We start from the raw sequence: 22315 nt of genomic DNA, 5'->3' as shown, positions 1-22315 counted from the left end.
GGGTCTTGTTCTAGGGCGTGTCTCCTAATAGGTGGGTCAGGTGTGCGGCAGTCTGGGGCGGTGGCGGTTTCGGAGTCTCGGTGTCAGGTGTTTAGTGATGAGGAGTGGGCGCGGGTTGAGCCTCTGTTGCCTTCGAATGTGGGTCGGCGTGGGCGCCCGTTCGGTGAGAACCGTCGGGTGGTCGAGGGGATCGTGTATCGGTATCGGATGGGGATTCCTTGGCGTGATCTGCCTGAGTGGTTCGGGCCGTGACAGACGGTGTGGAAACGTCACCGGCGGTACGCCGGTGACGGGACGTGGGATCGGGTCCTGGCCCAGATCTTGAGGCAGATCGACGCCGAAGGCGGTCTCGATTGGCGGGTGTCGGTGGATGCCACGATCACGCGTGCCCATCAGCACGCGACGAACACCACGCGTCCTGAGCAGGACACAGGGGGCATCCTCGAATTACAAGAATCTGCCACTGGAGGAGTGTGAACCTGCAGGTCACGGCATTGGTCGATCGCGTGGCGGGTTGACCAGCAAGATCCACCACGCGGTCGATGGCAAGGGTCGCCCGTTGGCGATCGTGGTCACCGGCGGGCAACGTAACAACGACGCCATGCTCGCCGAGGCTCTGGCCGACGTCCGTGTCCCGCGCCTGGGCGCGGGACGGACACGACAGCGACGTTGTCATCCAGCCGTGCCGCGAGCCAGTCGAGGTCGACATCGCCGCGGTCGGTCGTCGGGATCACCTCGATGACGGCGTCACGCCGGTCCGCAATCGCCCGTAGGGACAGGTAGCTCCCGGCGTACTCGAAGGGCGTGATGAGGATCCGCGAGCCTGCCGGGAGCATCAACCTGCTGACGTAGCAATCCCAGGCCCGCGTAGCGCTGTCGAATAGGGCGATCTCGGCGGGGGTGGATCCCAGCAGTCTTGCGAGCGACTCGTAGACACGCCCCTGGTCGTGCTCGCGCGCGGTCTCGTAGGCACCCTCTCGTGCCTCTTGCTGGAGGCAGGCCATCATTACGTCGACGACCGGGGCGGGCATGAGACCCGCGCCTGCTGTGTTCAGATGGATCCGCTTTGACTGTCGTGTCTGCATCCGCTTATCCCAGGGCCAGCATCATGGGAACGACAACGCGGTCGGGGTGTGCTGCAGGCACCGGCCCGAACTCCATCAGCGTGGTGGTGAAGCGCTCCTCCATTCGCTGGTCCCGCACCCAAGCGAGCAACTTCGTGTGGTGGGTGGGGATCTCGAGACGGGCGGTGTCCTCGCTGGCCGCGATGTCCGTTATGAGGGCGATCGCTGTATCGGTGCTGTCGGCCACGACGGGACCGATGAAAGAGTGGTCGAGGTTGCGCCACGATCCTGCGTAGCCGGCCAGCCCGTCGATTCCCTCGACGACCCGCAACTGGTGACAGAACTCCGGCAGCCGGTCGAGGAGCATGCGACGGTCGAGCCCAGTGGCTTGGGCGTCCAACGCGTGGATCCCGGGCATATCGTCCGCGCGAAAGGGCCGGGACGCCTGTGACGCCCCGCGGGCCGCCTCGATCTGACCCATGAAGACCGTGGCCTCGCCGACGGGTCGGTACCCGACGCGCTCGTAGAGCGGTCGGCCGAATGGCGTGGCCGCGAGGTAAGCCCGCGGTGGCTCGATGCGATCGAGGGCGTGCTTCATCAGTCGCGTGCCGAGGCCCTTCCGCTCATGGTACTCGGCAACGAGCATCATGCTGATGGCGCTGGCTCCCTCTCCGAACGGGACGCTCACGACGGTGCCCACGAGCGTCCCGTCGAGTTCGGCGCCGTACACAGAGCCGAGATCGAAGAGCAGTCGCCACTTCTTCTCCTCGCGCAGCCAGCTGCGCTGCTCTGCCAAGTCGAGACACGCGGGGAGGTCTCCCAGGCCGAGCTCCCTGATCGCCGGTGCCGTCATCGCGCTGCTCCCGCGCGCCTCGAACGCGCCGCGATAGCAGCGCAGCTCTGCCTCAAGGGACCGCGCGATCGTGTCGGCCAGCCGGAACCCGTGTCCCTCGCCAGCATAAGGTGAGATAGTCGTACGGTGCCGCGCTGCTGTCGACACGGTCGAGCAACTGCTGTGCCTGGGCAGGCGGGCAGACAGTGTCGTCCAGTCCCTGCAGGAGCACGAAGGGTGCCGAGATGCGTTCGGCCCGTCGGATTGGCGACAGTTCCCGGTAGCGCTCGGCCTCCTCCGGCCAAGCCCCGACCAGGGACTCCAGGTAGTGGGACTCAAAGTCATGGGTCCCGCCGTTGCGGAACGACTCCGGTTCGATCACGGGATAATAGATACCGGCGGCTCGGTAGAGATCAGGATGAGTGGTTAGCGACGCCACCGCTGTCCAGCCGCCGGCGCTGCCGCCGCGGATCGCGATTCTCGCGGGATCGATGACGCCGTGGTCGATCAAGTCCCTCGCCACCGCCGCGCAGTCGTTGACGTCCACCACGCCCCACGAGTGCGTGAGACGGTTGCGGTAGTCGCGTCCGAAGCCCGTGGAGCCGCCGTATTGCACGTCTACTACTCCGATCCCGCGACTGGTGAAGAACGTGAACTCTTGGTTCATCACCATGGAGCTGCGGTTGCTCGGCCCGCCGTGAGCCACCACCACATACGGGGCCGGACCTGGGGGACCATCCACGGCGGGATGGTGCGGGGGGTAGACGTGAGCGGGCACACACGTCCCGTCGACCAGACGGGCCACGTGCAGGTACGGCGTGCTAGCGAACGCGTCGTGCCGCTCAACCGGTGGGCGGACCACGTTGACTGTGCCGGTGCTGGTGTCGATCGTGAGCACGCTTCGCCGACGCTGGGGGCCGTGCGCGATCACAGCGACAGTGCTTCCGTCGGACGCGATGTCAATCCACTCGGTGTAGCCGAGTACGGCCAGCTCAGCTAGGTGGCCATCCTTGCCTAGCAGCGCAAGGTTGCGGCCGCTGGTGCCGTGCGACGTCGCGATCCGGCCGTCGGTCAGCGGTGCCATCCACCGCTGACCGACGCGCCAGAGCGCCTCCCCGAACTCTTCCTCCCGCTGGACGAGAGCGCGGGGCGAGGTGTAGGTGTCGGTGACGTACGGGAGCCACCATCCGCTCCGGTCGCTGAGAAGCAGCAGCGCATCGCCGTCCGTGGCGTCCCACGTCACCTGAGTGATGGACTCCTCGATGAGGCCCTCGATCTTCCGCGGGCGCGACCATCCCTCGTCACCGGCCTCGCTGGTCCACACCTCCGTCTGTTCCCACGGCATATGTGGATGATCCCAACCGATCCACGCGGCCTTGGTCCCGTTGGCGTTGAGACTGGGGCCGGTGAGAAAGTGATGGGTTGCAGCCATCACCTGCACCAGTGAGCTGTTCTCCGCGGCACTGCCGTCCAACGGCATACGCACGATCTGGCGGTACACGACCTGACCAGCATCGTCAGCCATCTGCTCGCGCAGGCACCACACGAAACCGTCCGCCACACGGAAGTCCGCGTGGCGGTATACGTCTGGCTCCTCTGCGGTCGGAGACAGAGCGATCGGCTCGAGTCCCGGCTGCCACCGGTAGACCCGGTGGTCGGCGCCATGCGAGAACACGATCCCGTCGTCAGCATCGCGCGAGCATGGGGCCCAGGGCCGACCGCCATACTCGATGACCTTGGTGCGGACGTTCCACTCGGGTGCAAGCACCTGCTCGGGCCCATCGTCTCCGGCGCGCATAAGCACCGCCCGCCCGTCATCCTCTGGAGAAACCTCGACCCAGAAGACCTGAGGTCCCACGAAGTCGACCCACTCCACCAGCGCCTCGCTCGCGGCGACGTCCGCCGGGATCACCGGCGATGGCCACGTGCCGTACGGCATGACCTGTCTAGTTGGTCTCACCAGTTGCCTCGCGTCGTGTCGTAGGAAATCGAGGGAATGCCCGGCTCCGACGAGTCGAGCTCGTAGGACATGACCTGTGGATCGCCGGTAATCCAGAAGTGACCGTCGAGGTCTGTCCAGTCCGCCATCGCGCTCAACTGGGCGGAGTAGGCGACCGAGCGCTGTGGCTCTAGGAAGCTGCCGATCATCCGGGTGTGCCCGGCGGCGGCCAGGCGTTCGAGAGCGTCCAGCGTCTCGAGCACGCCACCCATCCGCATCACCTTGACGTTGGCTCCTCCCGCCACGGACATGGCGCGGTCCACGGCGGCGTGGTCGGTGATTGGCTCGTCGAGGACGATCGCCGTCCCGGGCAGTGCGTCGCGGATCTCCGCAATGGTGGCGTCGTCCGTGGCAGGGTCCTCCAGCACGGCCGGAGCGAGCCGCTCGACTACGGGACGCAGTCGCCGCCATGCCTTCAGCGACCAGCCGCCGTTCACGTCGAGAAGGATTGGACCCGGCTGACCCACCAGGTCGTTGAGCACCTGCTCGTCGCAGTCGCCGCCGAGCTTCACCTTGAGCGGACGGTGTGAGGTCAGGTGTCGCTCACCGATCGGCACGGTGTGCAACAACTGCACGCGGCGTGGTTGGGGGATGCCCAGGAGCTGCCATGTGGCGCGTCCGCGGCCACGCCCACCCGATCGCCCGGCCGCACACGGAGGTCTTCGCGCAGCGACGCGGCGACAGCGCCGACCCACAGTCGCAAATCACCGTAGGTAAGGCCGACACCCTTGGAGACGACTGCGACGCGGTCCGGGCTCACGCTCGCGTGCTCCCCGATCGCGGTAAGCATGCCGACTGGTGCCGTCACCAAGTGGGGACCGGCTCCGAGGGCGAGCAGCTCCTCAAAGGCTGGCCCGATCACCGGTCGAGCCTCAGCGAGCGTCATGGCGAGGGGTGCGCTGAGTAGTGGTCTGCTGGCTCATCCTGTTGGGGCCCGGCTTCGACTGCACGGCCTTGGGAATCACGCGTTCTCCTCCTTGGCCGCCGCGAGCACGCCGTCAAGACGCTGGGCACCCCGGCGTCCGGCGGCGATGACTAGGTGATGCTGCGGGCCTTCGGTGGCGTTGGCACGGCATCGCCGGCTTCGCGTCACAAACCCCGAGTCTTTGCTCATAAACGCCCCTTGTTTTGTCGTCTTTGACACAGCGCAGCGACCCCCACTGTGTGGAGACGCGTACCAGCTTGCCCCATAAGTCGGATTGTGCACTTCGGGGCGGCTCATCGACCCGAGGAACTCCTGCGCGAGAAGGACTCACCGCGGTCGTCCAAGCGTGGTTCTAGGGCATGAACCAGCGCCTCGACGACGTCGCGTCGGCGTGGCCCCCCGGTACACGATCCCCTCGACCACCCGACGGTTCTCACCGAACGGGCGCCCACGCCGACCCACATTCGAAGGCAACAGAGGCTCAACCCGCGCCCACTCCTCATCACTAAACACCTGACACCGAGACTCCGAAACCGCCACCGCCCCAGACTGCCGCACACCTGACCCACCTATTAGGAGACACGCCCTAGCTGTGGGAGCTTCGCGAGGAGAAGGTCTCCTGGCCGGCCTGCCAGGTGCGGTAGCCGCCGTCGAGATTGCGGGCCTTTCGGCCGTGCTGGGCCAGGATCTGCACCGCGATGTGTCCGCGGAGACCCACGGCGCAGTGGACGATGAGTTCGCCCTCGGGGATCTCGTCGAGGCGTTCCCGCAGTTCGTCGACCGGGATGAGTAGCGCATCGGGGATGGCTCCGGCGTCGTGTTCGGGCTGGGTACGCACGTCGATCACCTGGGCGCCCGCAGACACCGCTGCTTCGAGCTCGTGCCATTGCACCGTATCGGTCATGCCGGTGGCCAGGTTGTCGGCCACGAAACCGAGCATGTTCACCGGGTCTTTCGCCGAGCCGAACTGCGGAGCATAGGCCAGTTCGAGGTCGGCCAGATCGCTGGCTCTCAGGCCGCCGCGTATCGCGGTGGCGATGACGTCGATGCGTTTGTCGACCCCTGCCGCGCCGACGCCCTGGGCGCCGAGGACCGCGTCGTTCTCGGCGTCGATCAACAATTTCAGGCTCATGCCTTGGGCCCCGGGGTAGTACCCGGCGTGGTCGGCCGGGTGGGTGTGGATCACGCGGATCGGCCGCCCGGCTGCCCGCAAGCGTTTCTCGTTCCATCCGGTCGTGGCGACCTGCAAGCCGAAGACGCCGACGATGGCGGTGCCGAGCACGCCTGCGGCGTGGGTCTCCCGGCCGGTGATGACATCGGCGACGAGTCGACCGTGCCGGTTGGCGGTCTGGGCCAGCGGCACCATGGCTGCGCTGCCGTCGACGAAGTCCTGTTTCTGCGCGGCGTCGCCCACTGCGTAGATGTGGGGGTCGCTGGTGCGCTGGTGGTCGTTCACCACGATCCCCCCGCGTTCGTTGACCTCGAGCCCGGCCTCGACCGCGAGGGCGGAGTCGGCGCGGACGCCGATCGCGGCGATCAACAGGTCGGCCGGGATGTTCTCACCGGTGGAGAGCGTGGCTGTTCCGTCGGAGAAGGCGGTGACCCGGCTGCCCAGACGTACGTCGACTCCACGTTCGGTGAGCCGCCGATGGACGAGGACGGCCATCTCCGGGTCGAGCGGGGCGAGGACTTGGTCGGCCATTTCGACGAGGGTGACCGTGATGCCGCGTTCGACGAGATTTTCGGCCATTTCCAGGCCGATGAAGCCGGCTCCCATGACCAGCGCGCTGCGGGGACGGCCGATGACCGCTGCGACCATCCGGTCGACATCGGCGATGTCGCGGAGTCGTAGCGCCTGTTCGGCCCCGGGGAAGTCGGGGACGAAAGGTGACGCGCCGGGGGAGAGGACGAGCGAGTCGTAGGTCTCGGTGGTTTCTTCTCCGGTGCGCAGGTCGCGGAGGTGGACCGTCTTGTTCGGACGATCGATGCGGGTGACTTCGTGCCGGACGCGGACGTCGATGCGGAAACGTGCAGCGAGGCTCTGCGGGGTCTGGAGGAGCAGTGCCTGACGGTCTTCGATGACGCCGCCGACGTAGTAGGGCAGCCCGCAGTTGGCGAAGGAGACGTGCTCGCCACGTTCGAGGACGATGATCTCGGCGTGTTCGTCGCGGCGTCGCAGCCGAGTCGCGGTGGACATGCCGCCGGCGACTCCGCCGACGATGACGACCTTCATGGTCAGGTTCTCTTCCTGTGGTGCGGACGGCTGGGGCGGGGGTCCGGCCGGAGAGGGATTCAGCGGCCGAGGATCTTGGAGAGGAAGCCGCCTGATCCGGCGTCACGGGGGCAGATGCACCGGCGGTCGGTCGGGACGCCCGACATGACCTGGTCGACGTGTTTCCCGCATCCGGCCCAGGTGGTCTTCTGGCAACGGGAGCAGGTGACTGCACGGCACATGGGATGGTCCTCCACGGGGTAGGGGTGTCTCGGGGTGAGTGGGTACGACCTTATCAGGATACCCCCGGGGGTATATGTCGTCCACGGGTGTGCTTCTCTGAGCGGCCACGAAGGCCGTCCTCCCGGGCAGGCCCGGCCACCCGTCGTACGGTGCACTCATGAAAGCGCACCTCACCCGCACGACCACCGACGACGTCCTCGTCATCGGATCCGGTTTCGGCGGGTCCGTCAGCGCGCTTCGACTCGCCGAGAAGGGCTATCGGATCCGCGTCCTCGAGGCCGGAGAGCGTTTCGAGGACCACGATCACCGCCCTTCCACCCGGGTCGATCGTTTTCTCTTCGCGCCCTGGATCGGCCTCTACGGCATCCAACGCATCCACGTCCTGCGTGACGTCCTCGTCCTGGCCGGAGCAGGCGTCGGCGGTGGGTCGCTCAACTACGCGAATACCCTCTACGAACCGGTCTCTGACGCCTTCTACCGGGACCCCCAGTGGGCTGCCATCACCGACTGGCGCGACGAGCTCAAGCCCTACTACGCCCTTGCTCGGCGGATGCTCGGCGTGACCACCAACCCGTTGACGACCCCCGCCGACGAGATGTTGAAAGACCTCGCTGAGAGTACCGGGCGAGGCCACACCTTCCGGCGTACTCCGGTCGGGATTTTCTTCGGCCGCGAGGGTCGACTCGAACCCGGTGTCACGGTCTCCGACCCTTATTTCGGGGAACAGGGCCCCGAACGCACCGGATGCGTGCACTGCGGCGACTGCATGTCCGGCTGCCGGTACGGCGCGAAGAACACCCTGCGTAAGAACTACCTGTACTGGGCGGAGCGCAAAGGCGTGATCATCCAGGAACGCCGCACCGTCACCGATATCCGTCCGCTTCCCGACGGCGGGTACGAGGTGGTCAGTCGCCGTACCGGGCCGTTGTGGGCTCGACCGGACGAACAACGGCATCACGCCGACCAGGTCGTGATCGCCGCCGGTGCGTGGGGTACCCAGCGCCTGCTCTCCCGGCTGAAAGCCGAAGGATCTCTTCGGGGCCTCTCCTCCCGGCTCGGCGATCTGACCCGTACCAATTCAGAAGCCTTGTGCGGGGCCACGACCGGGGTACGTCGCAGCCCGGTCGATTTCAGCCGTGGTATCGCCATCACCTCCTCCTTCCATCCCGACGAGGCCACGCACATCGAACCCTGCAGGTATGGGCGTGGTTCCAATCTGATGGGCCTGCTGACCACGCCGATGACCGACGGCGGCGGGCCCGTTCCGCGGATCGTGAAATGGCTGGGGAAGGTCGCCGCCCGACCGGACCGGGTGCTCTCCATCGCGCTCGGGCTGCCGCGCTGGTCCGAGCGCACCTTCATCGCCTTGGTCATGCAGAACCATGACAACTCCCTGACGGTACGAGGCCGGCGTAGCCGGTGGCGCGGATGGCATCTGCTCTCCAGCCCAGGGCACGGTCGGCCGAGTCCACGGTGGATCCCGGCGGGTAATCAGGCTGCTCGACAGGTCGCCCAGCAGATCGGGGGATTTCCGCTGTCCAGCATCGGGGAGCTCGCCGACGTCCCGATGACGGCGCATTTCCTCGGGGGATGTGTCATCGGGGCGGGGCCGGAGGGAGGCGTGGTCGACCCCTACCACCGGGTCCACGGCTACCCGGGGTTGCACATCGTTGACGGATCGACGGTCTCGGCCAATCTCGGGGTGAATCCCTCGCTGACCATCACCGCCCAGGCGGAACGAGCAATGTCCTTGTGGCCCAACAAAGGTGATGTCGATCCGCGGCCCTCTCCGGGCAGGGGGTACCGGCGGGTGAAGTCGGTGGCCCCGGGGGACCCCGCATTGCCGGGCTGGCTGCCGACCGTCGACCCCGATGCTTCCGGTTGCCCTGCGACATGTTGAACTTGAAAGAATCACCAATCGACGAGGACGGGCGGGAAGATGCAGCGCAGAACATGGCAGCGCGCGGCTGTCTGTATGCTCGGCGGCGCGCTCGTCGCGCTCTGTGCAGGCAGTGCCACGCCAGGTCTGTCCCCCTTCACCGCCGACCGTCCCACGTTCGCCGATCGTCCCTACGCCGGCGACCGCGACCCCGCCCACCGACTCGACCTCTACCTACCTCGAGAACACAGCGGTCCTTTCCCCCTGGTGATCTTCGTGCACGGCGGCGCGTGGTCCTTCGGGGACAAGGCCATGCCCCTGCGGAGCAACTACGGGAAGTTGCGCAGCCTGCTGGCCGATCACGGCTATGCCGTGGCCAGCGTGCGTTATCGCTTCGTGGACAAAGCCGCTTTCCCGGCCCAGCTGCATGACGTCAAGGCCGCAGTCCGGCATCTACGTGCCCACTCAGGAGAACTCGGCCTGGACCCCAAACGCTTCGCCATCGCCGGTGATTCCGCAGGCGGACATCTGGCCGACCTGGTGGGCCTGGTCCCCGACCACACCGTCACCGAACCCGCACCCCCGACGGAGGACGACGAGGTCGGCCCGATCCCGCCGACCGATCCTGACCTGGAAGGCGACCTCGGCGACACCACTGTCTCCAGTGCTGTTCAAGCCGTGGTCAGCTACTACGGGGTCTCCGACCTCGTCGGGCTCTTCGACGACCGGGATCATGCCGGATGCCGAAGCCGTTCCCGCGGCGAGAAGACCGCGGAGGGCAAACTCGTCCGAGGCGACCCCGAGCACGGTGAAGGACGAGCCGCAGCCACCGCGGCCAGCCCACTGACCTATGCCACCCGCAACCGGGTGCCGATGCTTTTCCTCCACGGAACCGATGACTGCATCGTTCCGCACGCACAGTCGCAACGTCTCTACGACGCGGTGCGTGCCCACGGCACACCTACCGAACTGGTGCTCGTGTCCGGTGGACACTCGGCACCCCGTTTCTACGAGGAGCCGGAGATCCAGACCAGAGTGATCGAATTCCTGGACCGGCATCTCAGGCCTGTGGGGAGCGGATGAGCACAGGCCGGTTCAGCGCCTGTCATCTACGCCCTTCCAGTCGTAGCCTGACCGGCCGCAGCGCTCGAGGGTGACCGGTCGAGCGGATGGCTGGAGTATGCCGCGCCCAGAACAGCCGGAAGCTGCTGACCCGGGGCATCGCGAACAACCAGCTCAGACAGATCCGGTCGGCGACCTCCTTCACGGTCACCGACAACACGATGATCGCGGCGGTCACCACCAAGGGGTACATCCACACTCCGGATTCGGAAGCGAGCAGCGCCCGATCCAGCTCGTACAGGGGGCCGCTCTCCACCGAGGACAGCGCCATCACCGCCAGATAGTGCAGGGTGTACACCGGCAGGGTGCGTCGGCCCATCCAGGCGAGCAGACGGGTGCTACGCGCGGCGAACTGGGCGATGAGACAGGCCGCGGCGAAGACGGCGGTCACCCCGGCCAGGGCGGTGAAGGTGTGGAAGGCGTATTCGGCCAGGCCCAGCTGGGTGAGCCCCCGCGCGATCCTCACCGACAGGCTGGCCGCGGCGATACTCAGAAGAGCGGAGCGACCCGGGTGCCGGTTGACCAGGGCCATGCCTTGACGGGCGTAGACCCCGACACCGAAGAAGAAGGCCAGATGGGGGATGTTGGCCCAGAGCCCGTTCTCGACCGACCAGATGAGGCTGCTGGTCCAGCCGATGGCGAAGAGGGCCCCCAGGACCAGGGCGGGAGGTAGCCGACGTAACGCGGAGAGAATGAGGGTGTACCAGCACAGCCCGGCCAGGAACCACAGGGTGCTGTAGGGGACGAGGAGCTGAACGGCGAAGGTGCTGGGAGCAGGGGCATGCGCCATCGTGGTGGCGTGCAGGGCGACCGCAGCGAGGGTGTACAGCGCGAGCCACAGGGCGTAGAGATAGGCGTTAGCGATGATGCTTCTTCGAGTTCGCCTGCTGCACAGCCCTTCCCGGATTCGTGAACTGGCTAGCCATCCCGAGATGACCAGCAGCGCGGGCATCCTGACCACCTGAAGGACCGAATTCACCCCGGTCCAGAAATCAGCAGCCCGACGGCCCTCAACCATCGGCAGATAGTGGTAGAGGCCGACATGCATGAGCACGACCATCATCACGACAGCGCCCCGCGCCGCATCGACCCACGGCATCCGCTCACGACGCCCAGCAGGAACCAGCCCTGTCGTCTGGGCTGTCGAAGGAACGACCTCAGGGGACAGCCCGCGGTCGGACGGAAGCTCGACATCCCGTCCCTGAACAGGCAGGTGGAGAACCCCCGAGCGCGCAGTAGGACGTCGGGCGGCTGCGATGAGGAGGTGGAGTGGTCTGCATAGGTCGCGGGCCATGACGGGCTCCTGAATCTCGGAGATGTCCAGACTCGACCGCTTTGCTAGGAAAAAGCTGTGAGTACTCGGTGATTCCCCGCAGAGGGGACATATGTCGGTGCTCGAGATGATATGCGGCGGCGCCGGAATGGTGAGAACCACCCCGGCGCCGCAATGTCCGAGAGGTGCCCGCGCGCGTTCGGCTGCACTGGGTCGGACATACCCCTCCCCTGAGGGATACGCCTGACAAGGTTGCCAGGTTGCACGAGTTGTCGTTTTTCCGTCAGGGAGAGCTGAGCCGACGCTCACACCCTCGAAGCGTGCAGAACGGTGAACCGCTCCAGCACCACCGGCATGTCCTCCGCGAACCCTCGCCCCGGAGAGAAACGCTCACTGAAGAGTCCCCGATGGACCTCGCGCCAACGAGCCAGAGAACCATCGCTGCCACCATCGGCCACGGCATGTCCCTCATCGACCTCGTCGAAGGGAACGACAGCGACACTGTCGGTCCGTAGCAGCGCTCGTGGACGGCCTCTGCCGTCCAGGACGATGCAGAGTTGCCCGACACGGGGCAGCTGCTCACCCGCAGCTTCGTAGTCCCACAGAGCTGAGGCGGTGGCGGTCTTCTGCCCGGTGAGGATGAGGCCCAGGAGCAGGTCAGCTTGTTCCGGAGTCGTCCCGAAGGAGCATTCCGGGGGACGGACGGCGGACAGCGGATGCTCGCCGATGTAGGGAGCCAGCTCGGTCAGGTTGACGTGGATCTTCGCATCCGTCCAGAAGGCTTCCAGGTCGCTGTCGACGTGGGCATCTCCGGGCGGGACATCCTCTTCGCCAGTCATGCCTTCACGGTAGGCCAAAGATCTTTCCTCGTGTCCGGAGACACGGGCCGGTCCGAGGGATTCCTCACCGGGCAGGCCGGGAACGGAAGATCTCCGGCCGGCCTGCCATCGGTGTGCGAGGAAGAATCACTGCCCGGTCTGGCCTCGTTCGACCTCGGCCTTGATCCGGGCGCCGATCTGCGTGTCGACCTGCGACCAGTACCAGAAAGCCCGTTCCAGGACAGGACGGCTGACGCCCTGCAGAAGGGTACCGGCGACCGTCTGGACGAACCGGTCCCGCTGGGCGTCGTCGAAGACATCCCGGACGAGGGTTCCGGCCTGTCCGAAGTCGTCGTCCTCGATGCGGAGGGTCTGGGCGCAGTGCACCATCTCGCCGTCGGCCTCCCACCGGTCTTCCACCGGTCCTTCGACGTCGGAGTAAGGGCGTCCGGTCGAGTTGGCGGCGTAGGTGGCCTGCGAACCGCTGTGGTGATAGCGCATCGGCCCGTCGAAGGTGTAGACATTGCGCTTCTCCATGACCTCCGGCAACGGCTGGTTCACCGGCAGCTGGTCATGGTTCACGCCGAGCCGGGCACGGTGGGCGTCGGCGTAGGCGAAGACTCGGGCCAGAAGCATGCGGTCGGGGGAGAAGCCGATCCCGGGAACGATATTCGACGGGGCGAAGGAGGCCTGGTCGACCTGGGCGAAGAAGTTCTCCGGGTTGCGGTCCAAGGTCATCCGGCCGACCTCGATCAGGGGGTAGTCCTGGTGGGACCAGATCTTCGTCAGGTCGAAGGGGTTGAACCGGTAGGTCTTCGCTTCTTCGTACGGCATCACCTGGACGCTGAGCGTCCAGCTGGGCAGATCGCCCTTCTCGATGGCGTCGAACAGATCGCGCCGGTGGAAGTCGGCGTCCTCTCCGGCGATTTTCTCTGCGTCGGATCCGGCCCAGTTCTCGACGCCCTGATCGCTGTGGAAGTGGAATTTCACCCAGAAGCGTTCTCCCTCGGCGTTGGTCCACATGTAGGTGTGGCTGCCGTAACCGTTCATGTATCGCCAACTGCGCGGAAGTCCTCGATCTCCCATCAGGTAAGTCACCTGGTGGGAGGTCTCCGGATTCATCGTCCAGAAATCCCATTGCATGTTCTGATCACGCAGACCGGAGTGGGGCAGACGTTTCTGGCTGCGGATGAAATGGGGGAATTTCATCGGGTCCCGCACGAAGAAGACGGGTGTGTTGTTTCCGACGAGGTCCCAGTTGCCCTCGGAGGTGTAGAACTTCAACGCGAATCCGCGGACGTCACGCCAGGTGTCGGGGGAGCCGGCTTCGCCGGCCACGGTGGAGAAACGGGCCAGCATCCGGGTGCGGGTGCCGGGCTGGAACAGGGCAGCCTTGGTGTAACGGCTGACGTCGTGGGTAACAATGAGTTCACCGAATGCCCCTGAGCCCTTGGCGTGTGGTTTGCGATCGGGGATGTTCTCCCGGTTGAAGTGGGCCAGTGAGGTGACCAGGGCGTGATCGTGCAGGAGAAGGGGGCCGTCGGGCCCGAGGGTGAGGCTGGTCCGGTCGCTGACCGCAGGTGCACCGTTGAGGAGTGTGGAACCTGAACGGTTGGCATGTGAGATGGCGGGGTTCTGTGCGTCATTCATGAGCGCTCTCCTTTGGTCTGCTGCCGGTCACCCGTCTGCTCGCGGCCGGTTTAGCGGTCTTCCGGCCGCGCCACGATGACCTGTGTCGCGGGGTGGCTGCATCTCAAGCCGACCACAGCATGTCTTGAAATGCACGCTGACAGCGATGGATTCTTCCGATGAGAGTGATAGGACCGGAGAGTGATGCTCGGCACGTTCGGATTGGTACATGGAATGTGACCTGCAACGACTGTGTTTTGCCGAGTATCGGCGGGTTACGTGTTCCGACGGGATACGGAGGTCTTCGAAGACCTGGCTCCAGGGACGGGGCGGTGCATGGATTTAGCAGGTGATTCGTCGTGCGCTAGAAAGTGAATACAATTCGGTTTCGGCGACATGCCGGGCCAGCGGAACAGAACTGTTCGTGAGATGAGATCCCACGCATCGACGAACGTGAGATTCGATGGCGTCGCATCCGCGACGAGGGGAGTCCGGGGTGGTTGGGCATCAGAGGCGCGATCGAGGTGTCAGAACCTCACCGGGAGCTAATCGGCAGCGCCAGTCCAGTGTGTCCCGGAACATCCGAAGATCTCGGTCCTCCCCGGGAACTGAAGGAAGGTGAGAGCGTGGCAGCCCAGGTGAATGACAGCCCTACCCGTGATCGACGTGCCCAGCGCCGCCAAGCGACATATGACGAGATGATGGGCATCGCGCGTGGAGCCCTACAAGAAGGACGACCATTGTCCTTGCGCGCGATTGCCGCCGACATGGGGATGACCGCTCCGGCGCTCTACCGCTATGTCGATTCTCATGCAGCGTTGCAGGAAGCACTGGTCAACTCGATCTACGCCGATGTGATAGCGGAGATGGAGAGCCAGGTGAGCCGCTGGCCCGAGGAGAGAGCCAGCGAGCGTCTTTTCTTCTCGATCGCGGCCTTCCGTGAGTGGGCTCTGTCGAAGCCGGAGGAATTCCGTCTGGTCTTCGGACAGCCGAAGTCCCACTGGGACCCGGAGGCCGAAGAGGAATCGGTGCCTCGTGCGATCCAGTTCCTCCTGCATTTCGCCCGCTGCCTGCGGGCCTTGCTGGACCAGGGGAAGATCTCGGCTCCGGCCGAGAAGTCCTTGCCCCCGGCCGCGCCGATGATGATCCGCAGCCATTTGGGTCCGTGGTTGGACACCCAGGCGGTGCCTGACCTGCCGTCAGGTGTGTGGTGGTCGGCCTTGCGTGACTGGGTCATGTTGTGCGGCGTCATCCGGATGGAGGTCGACGGTTTGGTGCCTGCCGAGGTGGTCACCGACGCAGCGATCTTCCAGGAGACCTTGCGTTGTTGCGCGCTGCGATCCGGCGCTGACGACTCGGCGACCAGAGCTGGTCTCGCTGAGGCATTCGGCAAGTCCTGATCATCGTTTCGGCGCCTTCCCTGGGACATGATGGGGGAGGCGCCGACCGGTCGCCGGCCAGTTGTTCCCCGACTTGGGAGTGAGATGAGTTCGCGCCGCGCCCGCCTGTTGACCGTCGTCCTGGTGGGAGTGAGTGCGCTGTCCTCCGGGTGTGGGGATGCGGCTGCACCCTCCTCGGCGACGCCTGGCCCTCTGCCCACGGCCACCGGTGTGCTGGAGCAGACCGAATCTCGGGCCGCTTTCGAGCGAGCCGCGCAGGCTTTTCGCGAGCAGCGGACTGTTGCGGTGAATTTCACGGTCGACCGGGTGGATGGGCAGCCAGTCCGGCAGGTGCTCAATCCGACGGTTCGGCTTGACCTGCGCGATCCGCACAAACCTGCGGCTTCGTTGGCGCTGAGCATCCTCGCCAGCAATGTCGCCGTGGGGGACAAGGTCTATCGACAGCAGGCCGATGCCGACGGCTCGTCCACGGTCTGGGTGACCGACCCGGAGCCGCGGACCCCTGTCGAGTTCGTCTTGTGGAAGCCCGATTCCCCGAAGGCCCGGGTGAGTGCTCTCGGGCGGGAGACTGTCGCCGAGCGGCCTGCCCACCGCTTCCGGGTGTACGACCCGGCCCTCTACTCCGGACCGACCGGTGGCCCGCTGCCCTCGACCGCGCCTCAGAGTGCGGCTTCGGGGGCACCCTCGGCTCCGGCTGCGGAGGGTGTCGGTGACTATGACGAGTTCTGGCTCGGGGAGGACGGGCATCTGCTGCGCATGGTCTCGGTGATGGGGCAGTTGCGGCTCACGTCGAACCGGATCGAGTACGGCGGGGATATCCGGGTCGAGGTCCCGGATACGGACAAGGCGATCAGTGTCGAGGAGTATCGGCGTCGGCAGCCTCCGGGAAAGGGCCCGGACGGGCGTTGACCTCCCGGGATCTTTTTTCTTTCTGATTCAATATCTTGAAATAGGGATGATATGCCCTCATTTCTGTTCCATTGATCAATATAGATTTTTCGGGTGTTTTCTTTTTGCAGTGAGTGCAACTCCGCGATAGCCATTCGCTTATGTGGTGAATCCAGAATAACCTGTCGATTTCCTTCCGGTGCATTCAATTTCCGAGAAGGAGGGGCTGTTTCCTGCGACCTTCGTCTCGCTGTAGGGCGACGGGGCGTGGTGGCTCCTGCCCGGGCCGGAGGCATCAAGCGCTTGCGTCCGGCGAAGTTCTGGACGCAGGCGCAGGGTCAGCGGTCTGGGGTTTTTGAGCGCTGTGAGGCTTAGATCCGATCGAAGTTCACCAAAAAGATGATCTTAAAGCCGCGTGGGATGTGTCATATATTTTGAAGTATTTACAGGGGTAAGGAATTTCGTCATGTTAAATTGAAGGCCATTCTCGGGGTCCGGTCACTGCCGCTCGGCGATCTGGCGATAGCCGACGAGGTGATTCCGAGAGTGAGCTGATGCGTGCATGCTGATCCTGGTCGCGGCATTTTCAATGTGCCCTGAATGTCGCTGACCAGGAGAGTGGCTCTCGCGAGGCGAGGTCAATGGCGATTCTCGTCGATAGAGATTGTCAATCTCTAGTTATATCCTTTGCGTTTCCCGCCTATGGCCTACGTATGTAGGCCATAGGCGGGAGCAGAGGTGGGAATGGCTCTGAAGCCCAGGCTCAGCGTTGGCTCGGTGCCTCGACGAAAGCATGACCCTGCTCGACATCCAGGTGGGTCTGAGCCTTGTTCTTCAAGCAGAAGATGTACACCAGCAGCGACACCCCGATGCACGCCGTGACATAGGCGATGAACACCGGCACCATCTGGGCCGACTTCATCGCCTGATAGATCATCGGAGCGGTGCCCCCCACCAGTGAGTTCGCCAAGCCGTACCCGAGGCCCACGCCCAGCGCGCGCACATGCGCAGGGAAGAGCTCGGCCTTCACCAGCGCATTGATCGAGGTGTACCCGGTCAGGACGACGTAACCACCGCAGATCAGCAGGAAGGAGAGCACAGCATTGGTGCTCTTCGGCAGATAGGTCAACAACACGTAGGTGTACACCAGGCCGCTCGCCCCGAAGAAGATCAGCAGAGGCTTGCGTCCCACCCGGTCGGAGAGGATCCCGCCCACCGGTTGCAGCAGCATCAGGAAGATCAGACCCAGCAGGTTCACCCACGTCGAGGTCATCGTTGCGTCCTTGAAGGTCGCTTTCACGATCGCCGGGGCGTTCACGCTGTACGTGTAGAAGGCCACCGTGCCACCCAAGGTGATCAAGAAGCACAGCAGTAGCGGCCGCCAGTGGTGGGTGAACAGCTCGACGATCGAGCCGGCCCGCTGATCACGCCCCTCCTTCGCTGCAGCCAACGACTCCTCGGGCAGGGACTCGTCCATCGTGCGCCGCAGGCGGAAGACCACCAGGGCCGACAGTCCACCGATCGCGAAGGGAATCCGCCAGCCCCAGTCGAGGATCTGCTCCTTCGACAGCACTGACAACAGGATCAGCAACGTGAACTGGGCCAATACGTGCCCGCCGACCAGGGTGACGTACTGGAAGGAGGAGAAGAAGCCACGACGTTCCTTCGTCGCAGCCTCCGACATGTAGGTCGCCGAGGTGCCGTACTCGCCGCCGGTCGCGAAACCTTGCACCAGACGGCACAGAATGAGCACCACGGCTGCCAGCGCACCGATGCTGGCCTGTGTCGGTGTGATCGCGATGACGAACGAACAGGCTGCCATCAAGGAGACCGAGAAGGTCAGCGCAGCCCGCCGCCCGTGTCGGTCGGCATACCGTCCGAAGTACCACGAACCCAAGGGGCGCATCAGGAAGGTCAACGCGAAGACGGCATAGGCGTACAAGGTCGAGTTCTTGTTCGCCGGATCGAAGAACTGATGCTCGAAGAAACTGATGAAGACGGTGTACGTGTAGACGTCGTACCACTCGACCAGGTTGCCCAGCGAACCCTTCACCGTATTGAGCACGGCGCGGCGGGTGTCCGCAGGTGTCGATCGGGAGGACGGAGCGGACGAGACGGAAACAGGGGGGACGGACAAGGGGTCAACTCCTGCAGGTGAGGACGATCAGACGTGCAAGCTACCAGCGAGCACATCGACACATCGCAGGCACCAGGTCCCGGATCAGGCAGTACCCATCAAAGCGAGCAGAACGCCCCCAGCAACCACCGAAGCCACCTGACCTGCGGCATTGGCGCCCATGGCATGCATCAGGACGAAGTTGTCGAAGTCCTCCTTCGACGCCTCCTGCTGCACCACCCGCGCCGCCATCGGGAACGCCGAGATGCCCGCAGCGCCGATCAGCGGGTTGAACTTCCCCCCGGAGAGCACCTTCAGGATCTGTCCGAAGAGCACCCCTGTGGCGGTGTCCAGCCCGAAGGCCAGCAACCCCAGGCCCAGGATCGCCAAGGTCGACAGCTGCAGGAAACGTTCGCCGACCATCGTCGCGCCGATGGCCAGCCCCAGGAAGAGGGTCACCACATTGGCCAACTCGTTCGAGGTCGCTCCCACCAGGCGCTCCACCACGCCCGATTCGCGCATCAGGTTCCCCAGCATCAACATGCCGATCAACGGGGTCGCGAAAGGCACCAGGGTGCCCACCACGATCGTCACCACGATGGGGAAGACGATGCGGGTGGTCCGGCTGATCTCCCGTGAGGAGTAAGGCATCCGGATCTGACGGTCCTTCTTGGTGGTCAACGCCCGCATCACCGGCGGCATGATGATCGGGACCAGGGCCATGTAGCTGTACGCGGCCACCGTGATCGGACCCAGCATGTGTGGGGCCAGTTTCCCCGAGACGTAGATCGAGGTCGGGCCGTCGATGGCCCCGATGATGCCGATCGACGCCGCCTCCTGGTGGGTGAACCCCAGGAGCAACGCCAGGATCAACGTCAGGAAGATCCCGAACTGCCCGGCGGCGCCCAACAAGACCATCTTCGGGTTCTCCAGCAAGGGACCGAAATCGGTCATCGCCCCGATGCCGATGAAGATCAGCAGCGGGAACAGTTCGTTGCCGACCCCGATGTTGTACAGGATCTGCAACATGCCGTGCTCGCCCATCAGCGGCGACAGCGGCAGGTTCGCCAGGATCGCGCCGGAGCCGATCGGCAGGAGCAGTAACGGTTCGTACTCCTTCTTGACCGCCAGGACGATGAGGACCAGACCGATCACGATCATCGTGGTCGACTGCCAGGTGACCGCTCGCACTCCGGCGAGCAACTGGTCGAGCGTATTCGGGTCCATGCCTCAGCCGTCCCCGAGCCGGACGAGTGCTTCGCCGTACTTGACCTGTTGACCGGCCGTGACCATGATCTCGGCGACGACTCCGTCCCGGGGCGCTTTCAGGGCGTTCTTCATCTTCATGGCTTCCAACACCAGGACGGTGTCGCCACGGGAGACCGTCGACCCGACGGGAGCTTCCACGGTGAGGATCACGCCCGGCATCGGTGCCGTCATCAGGTCGGCGCCGCCGCCGGAGCGGGCTGTGGGAGCAGATGGGGCCGATCTTGCCGAGGACGGGGGCACCGGGGCGGCGGAGACCGGGGCGGCTGCCGCCGATGCCAGGGGCGTGGCCGGACCTGTCTCCTCTTTCGGGGCTCTGAACTGGACGGAAGGGGTCACTGATCCCTTGGCGTATCCCTGGTGGTCGTCTACCTGGACGTCGATGACCCGGCCTTCCACCTGGACCTGGAAGTGGTCCGCCGACCGGTGGTCGACATCGATGACATAGGAGTGGTCACCGACCGTGATCGTGTAACGGCGCATGCTGCTCACTTCCGTCGCCAGGACTGGATCTGTCGGGAACGGCCGATGGAGACCCATCGGCTCGCGTACAGGTGGCTGCCCGGGGCGTGGGCCCGCATCTCCGGTGCGGCTTCCTTGCGTCGCAGCTCACGGTGGCTCAGTACGGCGACGGTGATCGCGGCGATCATCTCGTCGGTCAGTCCGTCGGCCAGGACTCTCACCGTGGGGGGCGGCGCGGCTGCCGGGCTGTCGTCGGTTGTCGAGGTCGGGGGCCTTTCGACCGACGGGGGTGTCGCGGCAGGGGAATCGTCGGTGGGAGCAGACAGGCCCGCCTCGGTCGGCGGGGAAGCGGGCGCGGGGGACCTGTCCAGTCGCCCGATCAGCAACAGCAGGCCCATCAAGGCGATCAGTAGTGCGAAGACCGTGCCCATCCCGGCTACGGTCATCTGTAGACCCCATCCCAGTTCGGACATGTCCGCTCCTTACACCGGGAAGAGGCCGTGCTTCTTCGGCACGGGTTGGGTGACCTTGGTGTTCAACACTTCCAAGGCGCGGATCAGCCGGGGCCGGGTCTCGGCGGGTTCGATGACCTCGTCGATCTGTCCGACATCGGCGGCCCGGTACGGGTTGAAGAACCTCTCCCGGTAGTCCGTGACGAAACGGGCCTCTTCGGCTGCCGCGTCGGGTGCGGTGTCGATGGTGCGTCGGTGCAGCAGGCGGGCCGCGCCCTCCGCACCCATCACGGCGATCTGTGCCGACGGCCAGGCGAAGGCCACGTCGTTGTTCATCTGTTTGCTCGACAGTGCGACATAACTGCCGCCGATCGCCTTGCGGACGACGACGGAGATCTTCGGCACCGTGGCCTGGCAGTAGGCGTAGATGATCTTCGCGCCGTGCCGGATCACTCCGTCGTACTCCTGTTGTACGCCGGGCAGGTATCCCGGGCAGTCCACGAAGGTCACCAGCGGGATGTTGTACACGTCGCACAGTCGGATGAACCGGCTGATCTTGTCGCTCGAGTCGATGTCGAGGCAGCCGGACATCACCGACGGCTGGTTCGCGACGATGCCGACGCTCTGCCCGTCCAGGCGGGCGAAGGCCGTGATCGCGTTCGCGGCGAAGAACTCGCCGACCTGTAGCAGCGATCCGCGGTCTAAGACCCTGTTCAGCAGCTCGACCATGTCGTAGGCCGCATTGTCCTCGGCCGGGATGAGGGAGTTCAGCGCCTCGTCCATCCGGTCGGGGTCGTCGTGCGCGGACAGCACCGGTGGGTCTTCGTGGGTGTTCTGCGGGAGGTGGGCCAGTAGGTCCTTCACCAGGTGGAGGGCTGCCTGCTCGTCGGCGGCCACGAATTGGGCCACCCCGCTACGGGCTGCGTGCACGCTCGCGCCGCCCAGCTCCTCGGCGGTCACCTCTTCGCCGGTGACCTGTCGGATGATCTCCGGGCCGGTGAGGAACATGTTCGCCGTGCCGTCGACCATGATCGTCAGGTCCGTCAGCGCCGGCGAATAGACCGCGCCTCCCGCGCACGGTCCCATGACGACGCTGATCTGGGGGATGACCCCTGAGGCGGAGACATTGCGGACGAACACCTCGCCGTACGCCGCCAGTGACCGGACTCCTTCCTGTACCCGGGCCCCGCCGGAGTCGTTCAGGCCGACCAGGGGGATGCCTGCTGCCAGTGCCAGGTCCTGGATGCGGCTGATCTTGTGCGACTGCACTTCGGAGAACGAGCCGCCGAGCACGGTGAAGTCCTGGGCGAAGACTGCGACGCGGCGCCCGTTGACCTTCCCGAAGCCGGTGATGATGCCGTCGCCCGGGTACCGGTGTTTCTCCATGCCGAAGTCGGTGACGGCGTGGGTGGCCAAGGCGCCCAGTTCCTGGAAGGAGGCTTCGTCGAGCAGGAAGGCGAGGCGTTCTCGGGCGGTGAGCTTGCCCCTGGCGTGCTGGGCGGCGACCCGGTCCGGGCCGCCACCTTCCAGGGCGTGCTCGCGCAGGGCTCGTAGACGGGCGAGTTGATCGGACATCGTTGTCGTCCTCGGCTGGGGGAGGGTGTCTTGTCAGCCTAGGACCCGCAGGCGAAATCCGTGGGAAGTTCTTTGTTGTCCAAGGAGATTCTTGGAGGCGGGTCTTCTTCGACAGACATCTGTGTCCAGAGAATCTCATATAAGGAGAAAATGCAGATCT

18 protein-coding genes and 3 pseudogenes are annotated in these 22315 nt (G+C 65.2%); 5 read left to right on the top strand and 16 right to left on the bottom strand.

Features of this window, described 5'->3' with window-relative positions; translation table 11 throughout:
- Window positions 1-60 precede the first annotated feature (60 nt).
- Window positions 61-715: pseudogene (locus tag DX923_RS16810) on the top strand (IS5 family transposase); the annotation flags it as partial.
- Here DX923_RS16810 and DX923_RS12875 read toward each other — a convergent pair.
- The 8 genes and pseudogenes from DX923_RS12875 to DX923_RS16265 form a co-directional block, all read right to left on the bottom strand.
- Window positions 711-1004 (bottom strand): annotated as a pseudogene (locus DX923_RS12875) (hypothetical protein); the annotation flags it as partial. The pseudogenes DX923_RS16810 and DX923_RS12875 overlap by 5 nt on opposite strands.
- 85 nt (window positions 1005-1089) lie before the next feature.
- Window positions 1090-1917, bottom strand: coding sequence for a GNAT family N-acetyltransferase (locus DX923_RS12870; protein ID WP_116115512.1), 828 nt, complete (start codon window positions 1915-1917; stop codon window positions 1090-1092).
- A 52-nt stretch (window positions 1918-1969) separates the two neighbouring features.
- Complete coding sequence (locus DX923_RS12865; RefSeq protein WP_116115510.1) at window positions 1970-3835, bottom strand: alpha/beta hydrolase family protein; 1866 nt, start codon at window positions 3833-3835, stop codon at window positions 1970-1972.
- Between the two features lie 17 nt (window positions 3836-3852).
- Window positions 3853-4470 carry an enolase C-terminal domain-like protein gene (locus DX923_RS12860; RefSeq protein ID WP_162872965.1) on the bottom strand — a complete coding sequence of 206 codons (618 nt, stop codon included), beginning with the start codon at window positions 4468-4470 and terminating at the stop codon, window positions 3853-3855.
- A complete protein-coding gene (locus DX923_RS17190; RefSeq protein WP_430732305.1) occupies window positions 4428-4685 on the bottom strand; it encodes an AMP-binding protein in 258 nt (85 codons plus the stop codon). The genes DX923_RS12860 and DX923_RS17190 overlap by 43 nt, the downstream gene beginning before the upstream one ends.
- Before the next feature lie 525 nt (window positions 4686-5210).
- Window positions 5211-5360: pseudogene (locus DX923_RS16805) on the bottom strand (transposase); the annotation flags it as partial.
- Window positions 5361-5406: 46 nt separating this feature from the next.
- On the bottom strand, window positions 5407-7053 hold the full coding sequence (locus DX923_RS12845) for an FAD-dependent oxidoreductase (protein WP_116115501.1): 1647 nt from the start codon (window positions 7051-7053) through the stop codon (window positions 5407-5409).
- A gap of 59 nt (window positions 7054-7112) precedes the next feature.
- Complete coding sequence (locus tag DX923_RS16265; protein ID WP_162872963.1) at window positions 7113-7274, bottom strand: hypothetical protein; 162 nt, start codon at window positions 7272-7274, stop codon at window positions 7113-7115.
- 158 nt (window positions 7275-7432) lie between these two features.
- Here DX923_RS16265 and DX923_RS12840 point away from each other — a divergent pair, with 158 nt between their 5' ends.
- On the top strand, window positions 7433-9175 hold the full coding sequence (locus tag DX923_RS12840) for a GMC oxidoreductase (protein ID WP_116115499.1): 1743 nt from the start codon (window positions 7433-7435) through the stop codon (window positions 9173-9175).
- Between the two features lie 39 nt (window positions 9176-9214).
- Entirely contained in the window at window positions 9215-10237 is a 1023-nt protein-coding gene (locus DX923_RS12835; RefSeq protein WP_116115497.1) for an alpha/beta hydrolase, read from the top strand.
- A gap of 22 nt (window positions 10238-10259) precedes the next feature.
- Here the strand turns inward: DX923_RS12835 and DX923_RS12830 are convergent, their stop codons facing one another.
- The 3 genes from DX923_RS12830 to DX923_RS12820 form a co-directional block, all read right to left on the bottom strand.
- On the bottom strand, window positions 10260-11570 hold the full coding sequence (locus DX923_RS12830; RefSeq protein WP_116115495.1) for an acyltransferase family protein: 1311 nt from the start codon (window positions 11568-11570) through the stop codon (window positions 10260-10262).
- 284 nt (window positions 11571-11854) lie between these two features.
- Complete coding sequence (locus DX923_RS12825) at window positions 11855-12388, bottom strand: ASCH domain-containing protein (RefSeq protein WP_116115493.1); 534 nt, start codon at window positions 12386-12388, stop codon at window positions 11855-11857.
- Window positions 12389-12514: 126 nt separating this feature from the next.
- The gene (locus DX923_RS12820; protein ID WP_116115491.1) at window positions 12515-14017 is read right to left on the bottom strand and encodes a catalase; all 1503 of its coding nucleotides are present in this window, start codon (window positions 14015-14017) and stop codon (window positions 12515-12517) included.
- Window positions 14018-14622: 605 nt separating this feature from the next.
- Here DX923_RS12820 and DX923_RS12815 point away from each other — a divergent pair.
- The gene (locus tag DX923_RS12815) at window positions 14623-15396 is read left to right on the top strand and encodes a TetR/AcrR family transcriptional regulator (protein WP_116115489.1); all 774 of its coding nucleotides are present in this window, start codon (window positions 14623-14625) and stop codon (window positions 15394-15396) included.
- A gap of 84 nt (window positions 15397-15480) precedes the next feature.
- A complete protein-coding gene (locus DX923_RS12810; protein WP_162872962.1) occupies window positions 15481-16305 on the top strand; it encodes a hypothetical protein in 825 nt (274 codons plus the stop codon).
- A 742-nt stretch (window positions 16306-17047) separates the two neighbouring features.
- Here the strand turns inward: DX923_RS12810 and DX923_RS12805 are convergent.
- The 5 genes from DX923_RS12805 to DX923_RS12785 form a co-directional block, all read right to left on the bottom strand.
- Complete coding sequence (locus DX923_RS12805; protein WP_116115485.1) at window positions 17048-18421, bottom strand: MFS transporter; 1374 nt, start codon at window positions 18419-18421, stop codon at window positions 17048-17050.
- 84 nt (window positions 18422-18505) lie between these two features.
- Window positions 18506-19627, bottom strand: coding sequence for a sodium ion-translocating decarboxylase subunit beta (locus DX923_RS12800; protein WP_116115483.1), 1122 nt, complete (start codon window positions 19625-19627; stop codon window positions 18506-18508).
- A 3-nt stretch (window positions 19628-19630) separates the two neighbouring features.
- Window positions 19631-20149 carry a biotin/lipoyl-containing protein gene (locus DX923_RS12795; protein ID WP_116115481.1) on the bottom strand — a complete coding sequence of 173 codons (519 nt, stop codon included), beginning with the start codon at window positions 20147-20149 and terminating at the stop codon, window positions 19631-19633.
- A gap of 5 nt (window positions 20150-20154) precedes the next feature.
- Entirely contained in the window at window positions 20155-20601 is a 447-nt protein-coding gene (locus DX923_RS12790) for an OadG family transporter subunit (protein WP_116115479.1), read from the bottom strand.
- 9 nt (window positions 20602-20610) lie between these two features.
- A complete protein-coding gene (locus DX923_RS12785) occupies window positions 20611-22155 on the bottom strand; it encodes an acyl-CoA carboxylase subunit beta (protein ID WP_116115477.1) in 1545 nt (514 codons plus the stop codon).
- Window positions 22156-22315 lie beyond the last annotated feature (160 nt).

Source organism: Austwickia chelonae, from assembly GCF_003391095.1.
In the GTDB taxonomy this organism is placed as follows: Bacteria; Actinomycetota; Actinomycetes; order Actinomycetales; family Dermatophilaceae; genus Austwickia; species Austwickia chelonae_A.
This window is presented reverse-complemented; position numbering and strand designations above follow the sequence as displayed.

Bases quoted from the DNA above. Each gene is read 5' to 3' on its own strand.
- DX923_RS12870 (WP_116115512.1), bottom strand. From the start codon at position 1,917: ATGACGGCACCGGCGATCAGGGAGCTCGGCCTGGGAGACCTCCCCGCG.
- DX923_RS12865 (WP_116115510.1), bottom strand. From the start codon at position 3,835: ATGCCGTACGGCACGTGGCCATCGCCGGTGATCCCGGCGGACGTCGCC.
- DX923_RS17190 (WP_430732305.1), bottom strand. From the start codon at position 4,685: ATGCTTACCGCGATCGGGGAGCACGCGAGCGTGAGCCCGGACCGCGTC.
- DX923_RS12845 (WP_116115501.1), bottom strand. From the start codon at position 7,053: ATGAAGGTCGTCATCGTCGGCGGAGTCGCCGGCGGCATGTCCACCGCG.
- DX923_RS16265 (WP_162872963.1), bottom strand. From the start codon at position 7,274: ATGTGCCGTGCAGTCACCTGCTCCCGTTGCCAGAAGACCACCTGGGCC.
- DX923_RS12840 (WP_116115499.1), top strand. From the start codon at position 7,433: ATGAAAGCGCACCTCACCCGCACGACCACCGACGACGTCCTCGTCATC.
- DX923_RS12835 (WP_116115497.1), top strand. From the start codon at position 9,215: ATGCAGCGCAGAACATGGCAGCGCGCGGCTGTCTGTATGCTCGGCGGC.
- DX923_RS12830 (WP_116115495.1), bottom strand. From the start codon at position 11,570: ATGGCCCGCGACCTATGCAGACCACTCCACCTCCTCATCGCAGCCGCC.
- DX923_RS12825 (WP_116115493.1), bottom strand. From the start codon at position 12,388: ATGACTGGCGAAGAGGATGTCCCGCCCGGAGATGCCCACGTCGACAGC.
- DX923_RS12820 (WP_116115491.1), bottom strand. From the start codon at position 14,017: ATGAATGACGCACAGAACCCCGCCATCTCACATGCCAACCGTTCAGGT.
- DX923_RS12810 (WP_162872962.1), top strand. From the start codon at position 15,481: ATGAGTTCGCGCCGCGCCCGCCTGTTGACCGTCGTCCTGGTGGGAGTG.
- DX923_RS12800 (WP_116115483.1), bottom strand. From the start codon at position 19,627: ATGGACCCGAATACGCTCGACCAGTTGCTCGCCGGAGTGCGAGCGGTC.
- DX923_RS12795 (WP_116115481.1), bottom strand. From the start codon at position 20,149: ATGCGCCGTTACACGATCACGGTCGGTGACCACTCCTATGTCATCGAT.
- DX923_RS12790 (WP_116115479.1), bottom strand. From the start codon at position 20,601: ATGTCCGAACTGGGATGGGGTCTACAGATGACCGTAGCCGGGATGGGC.
- DX923_RS12785 (WP_116115477.1), bottom strand. From the start codon at position 22,155: ATGTCCGATCAACTCGCCCGTCTACGAGCCCTGCGCGAGCACGCCCTG.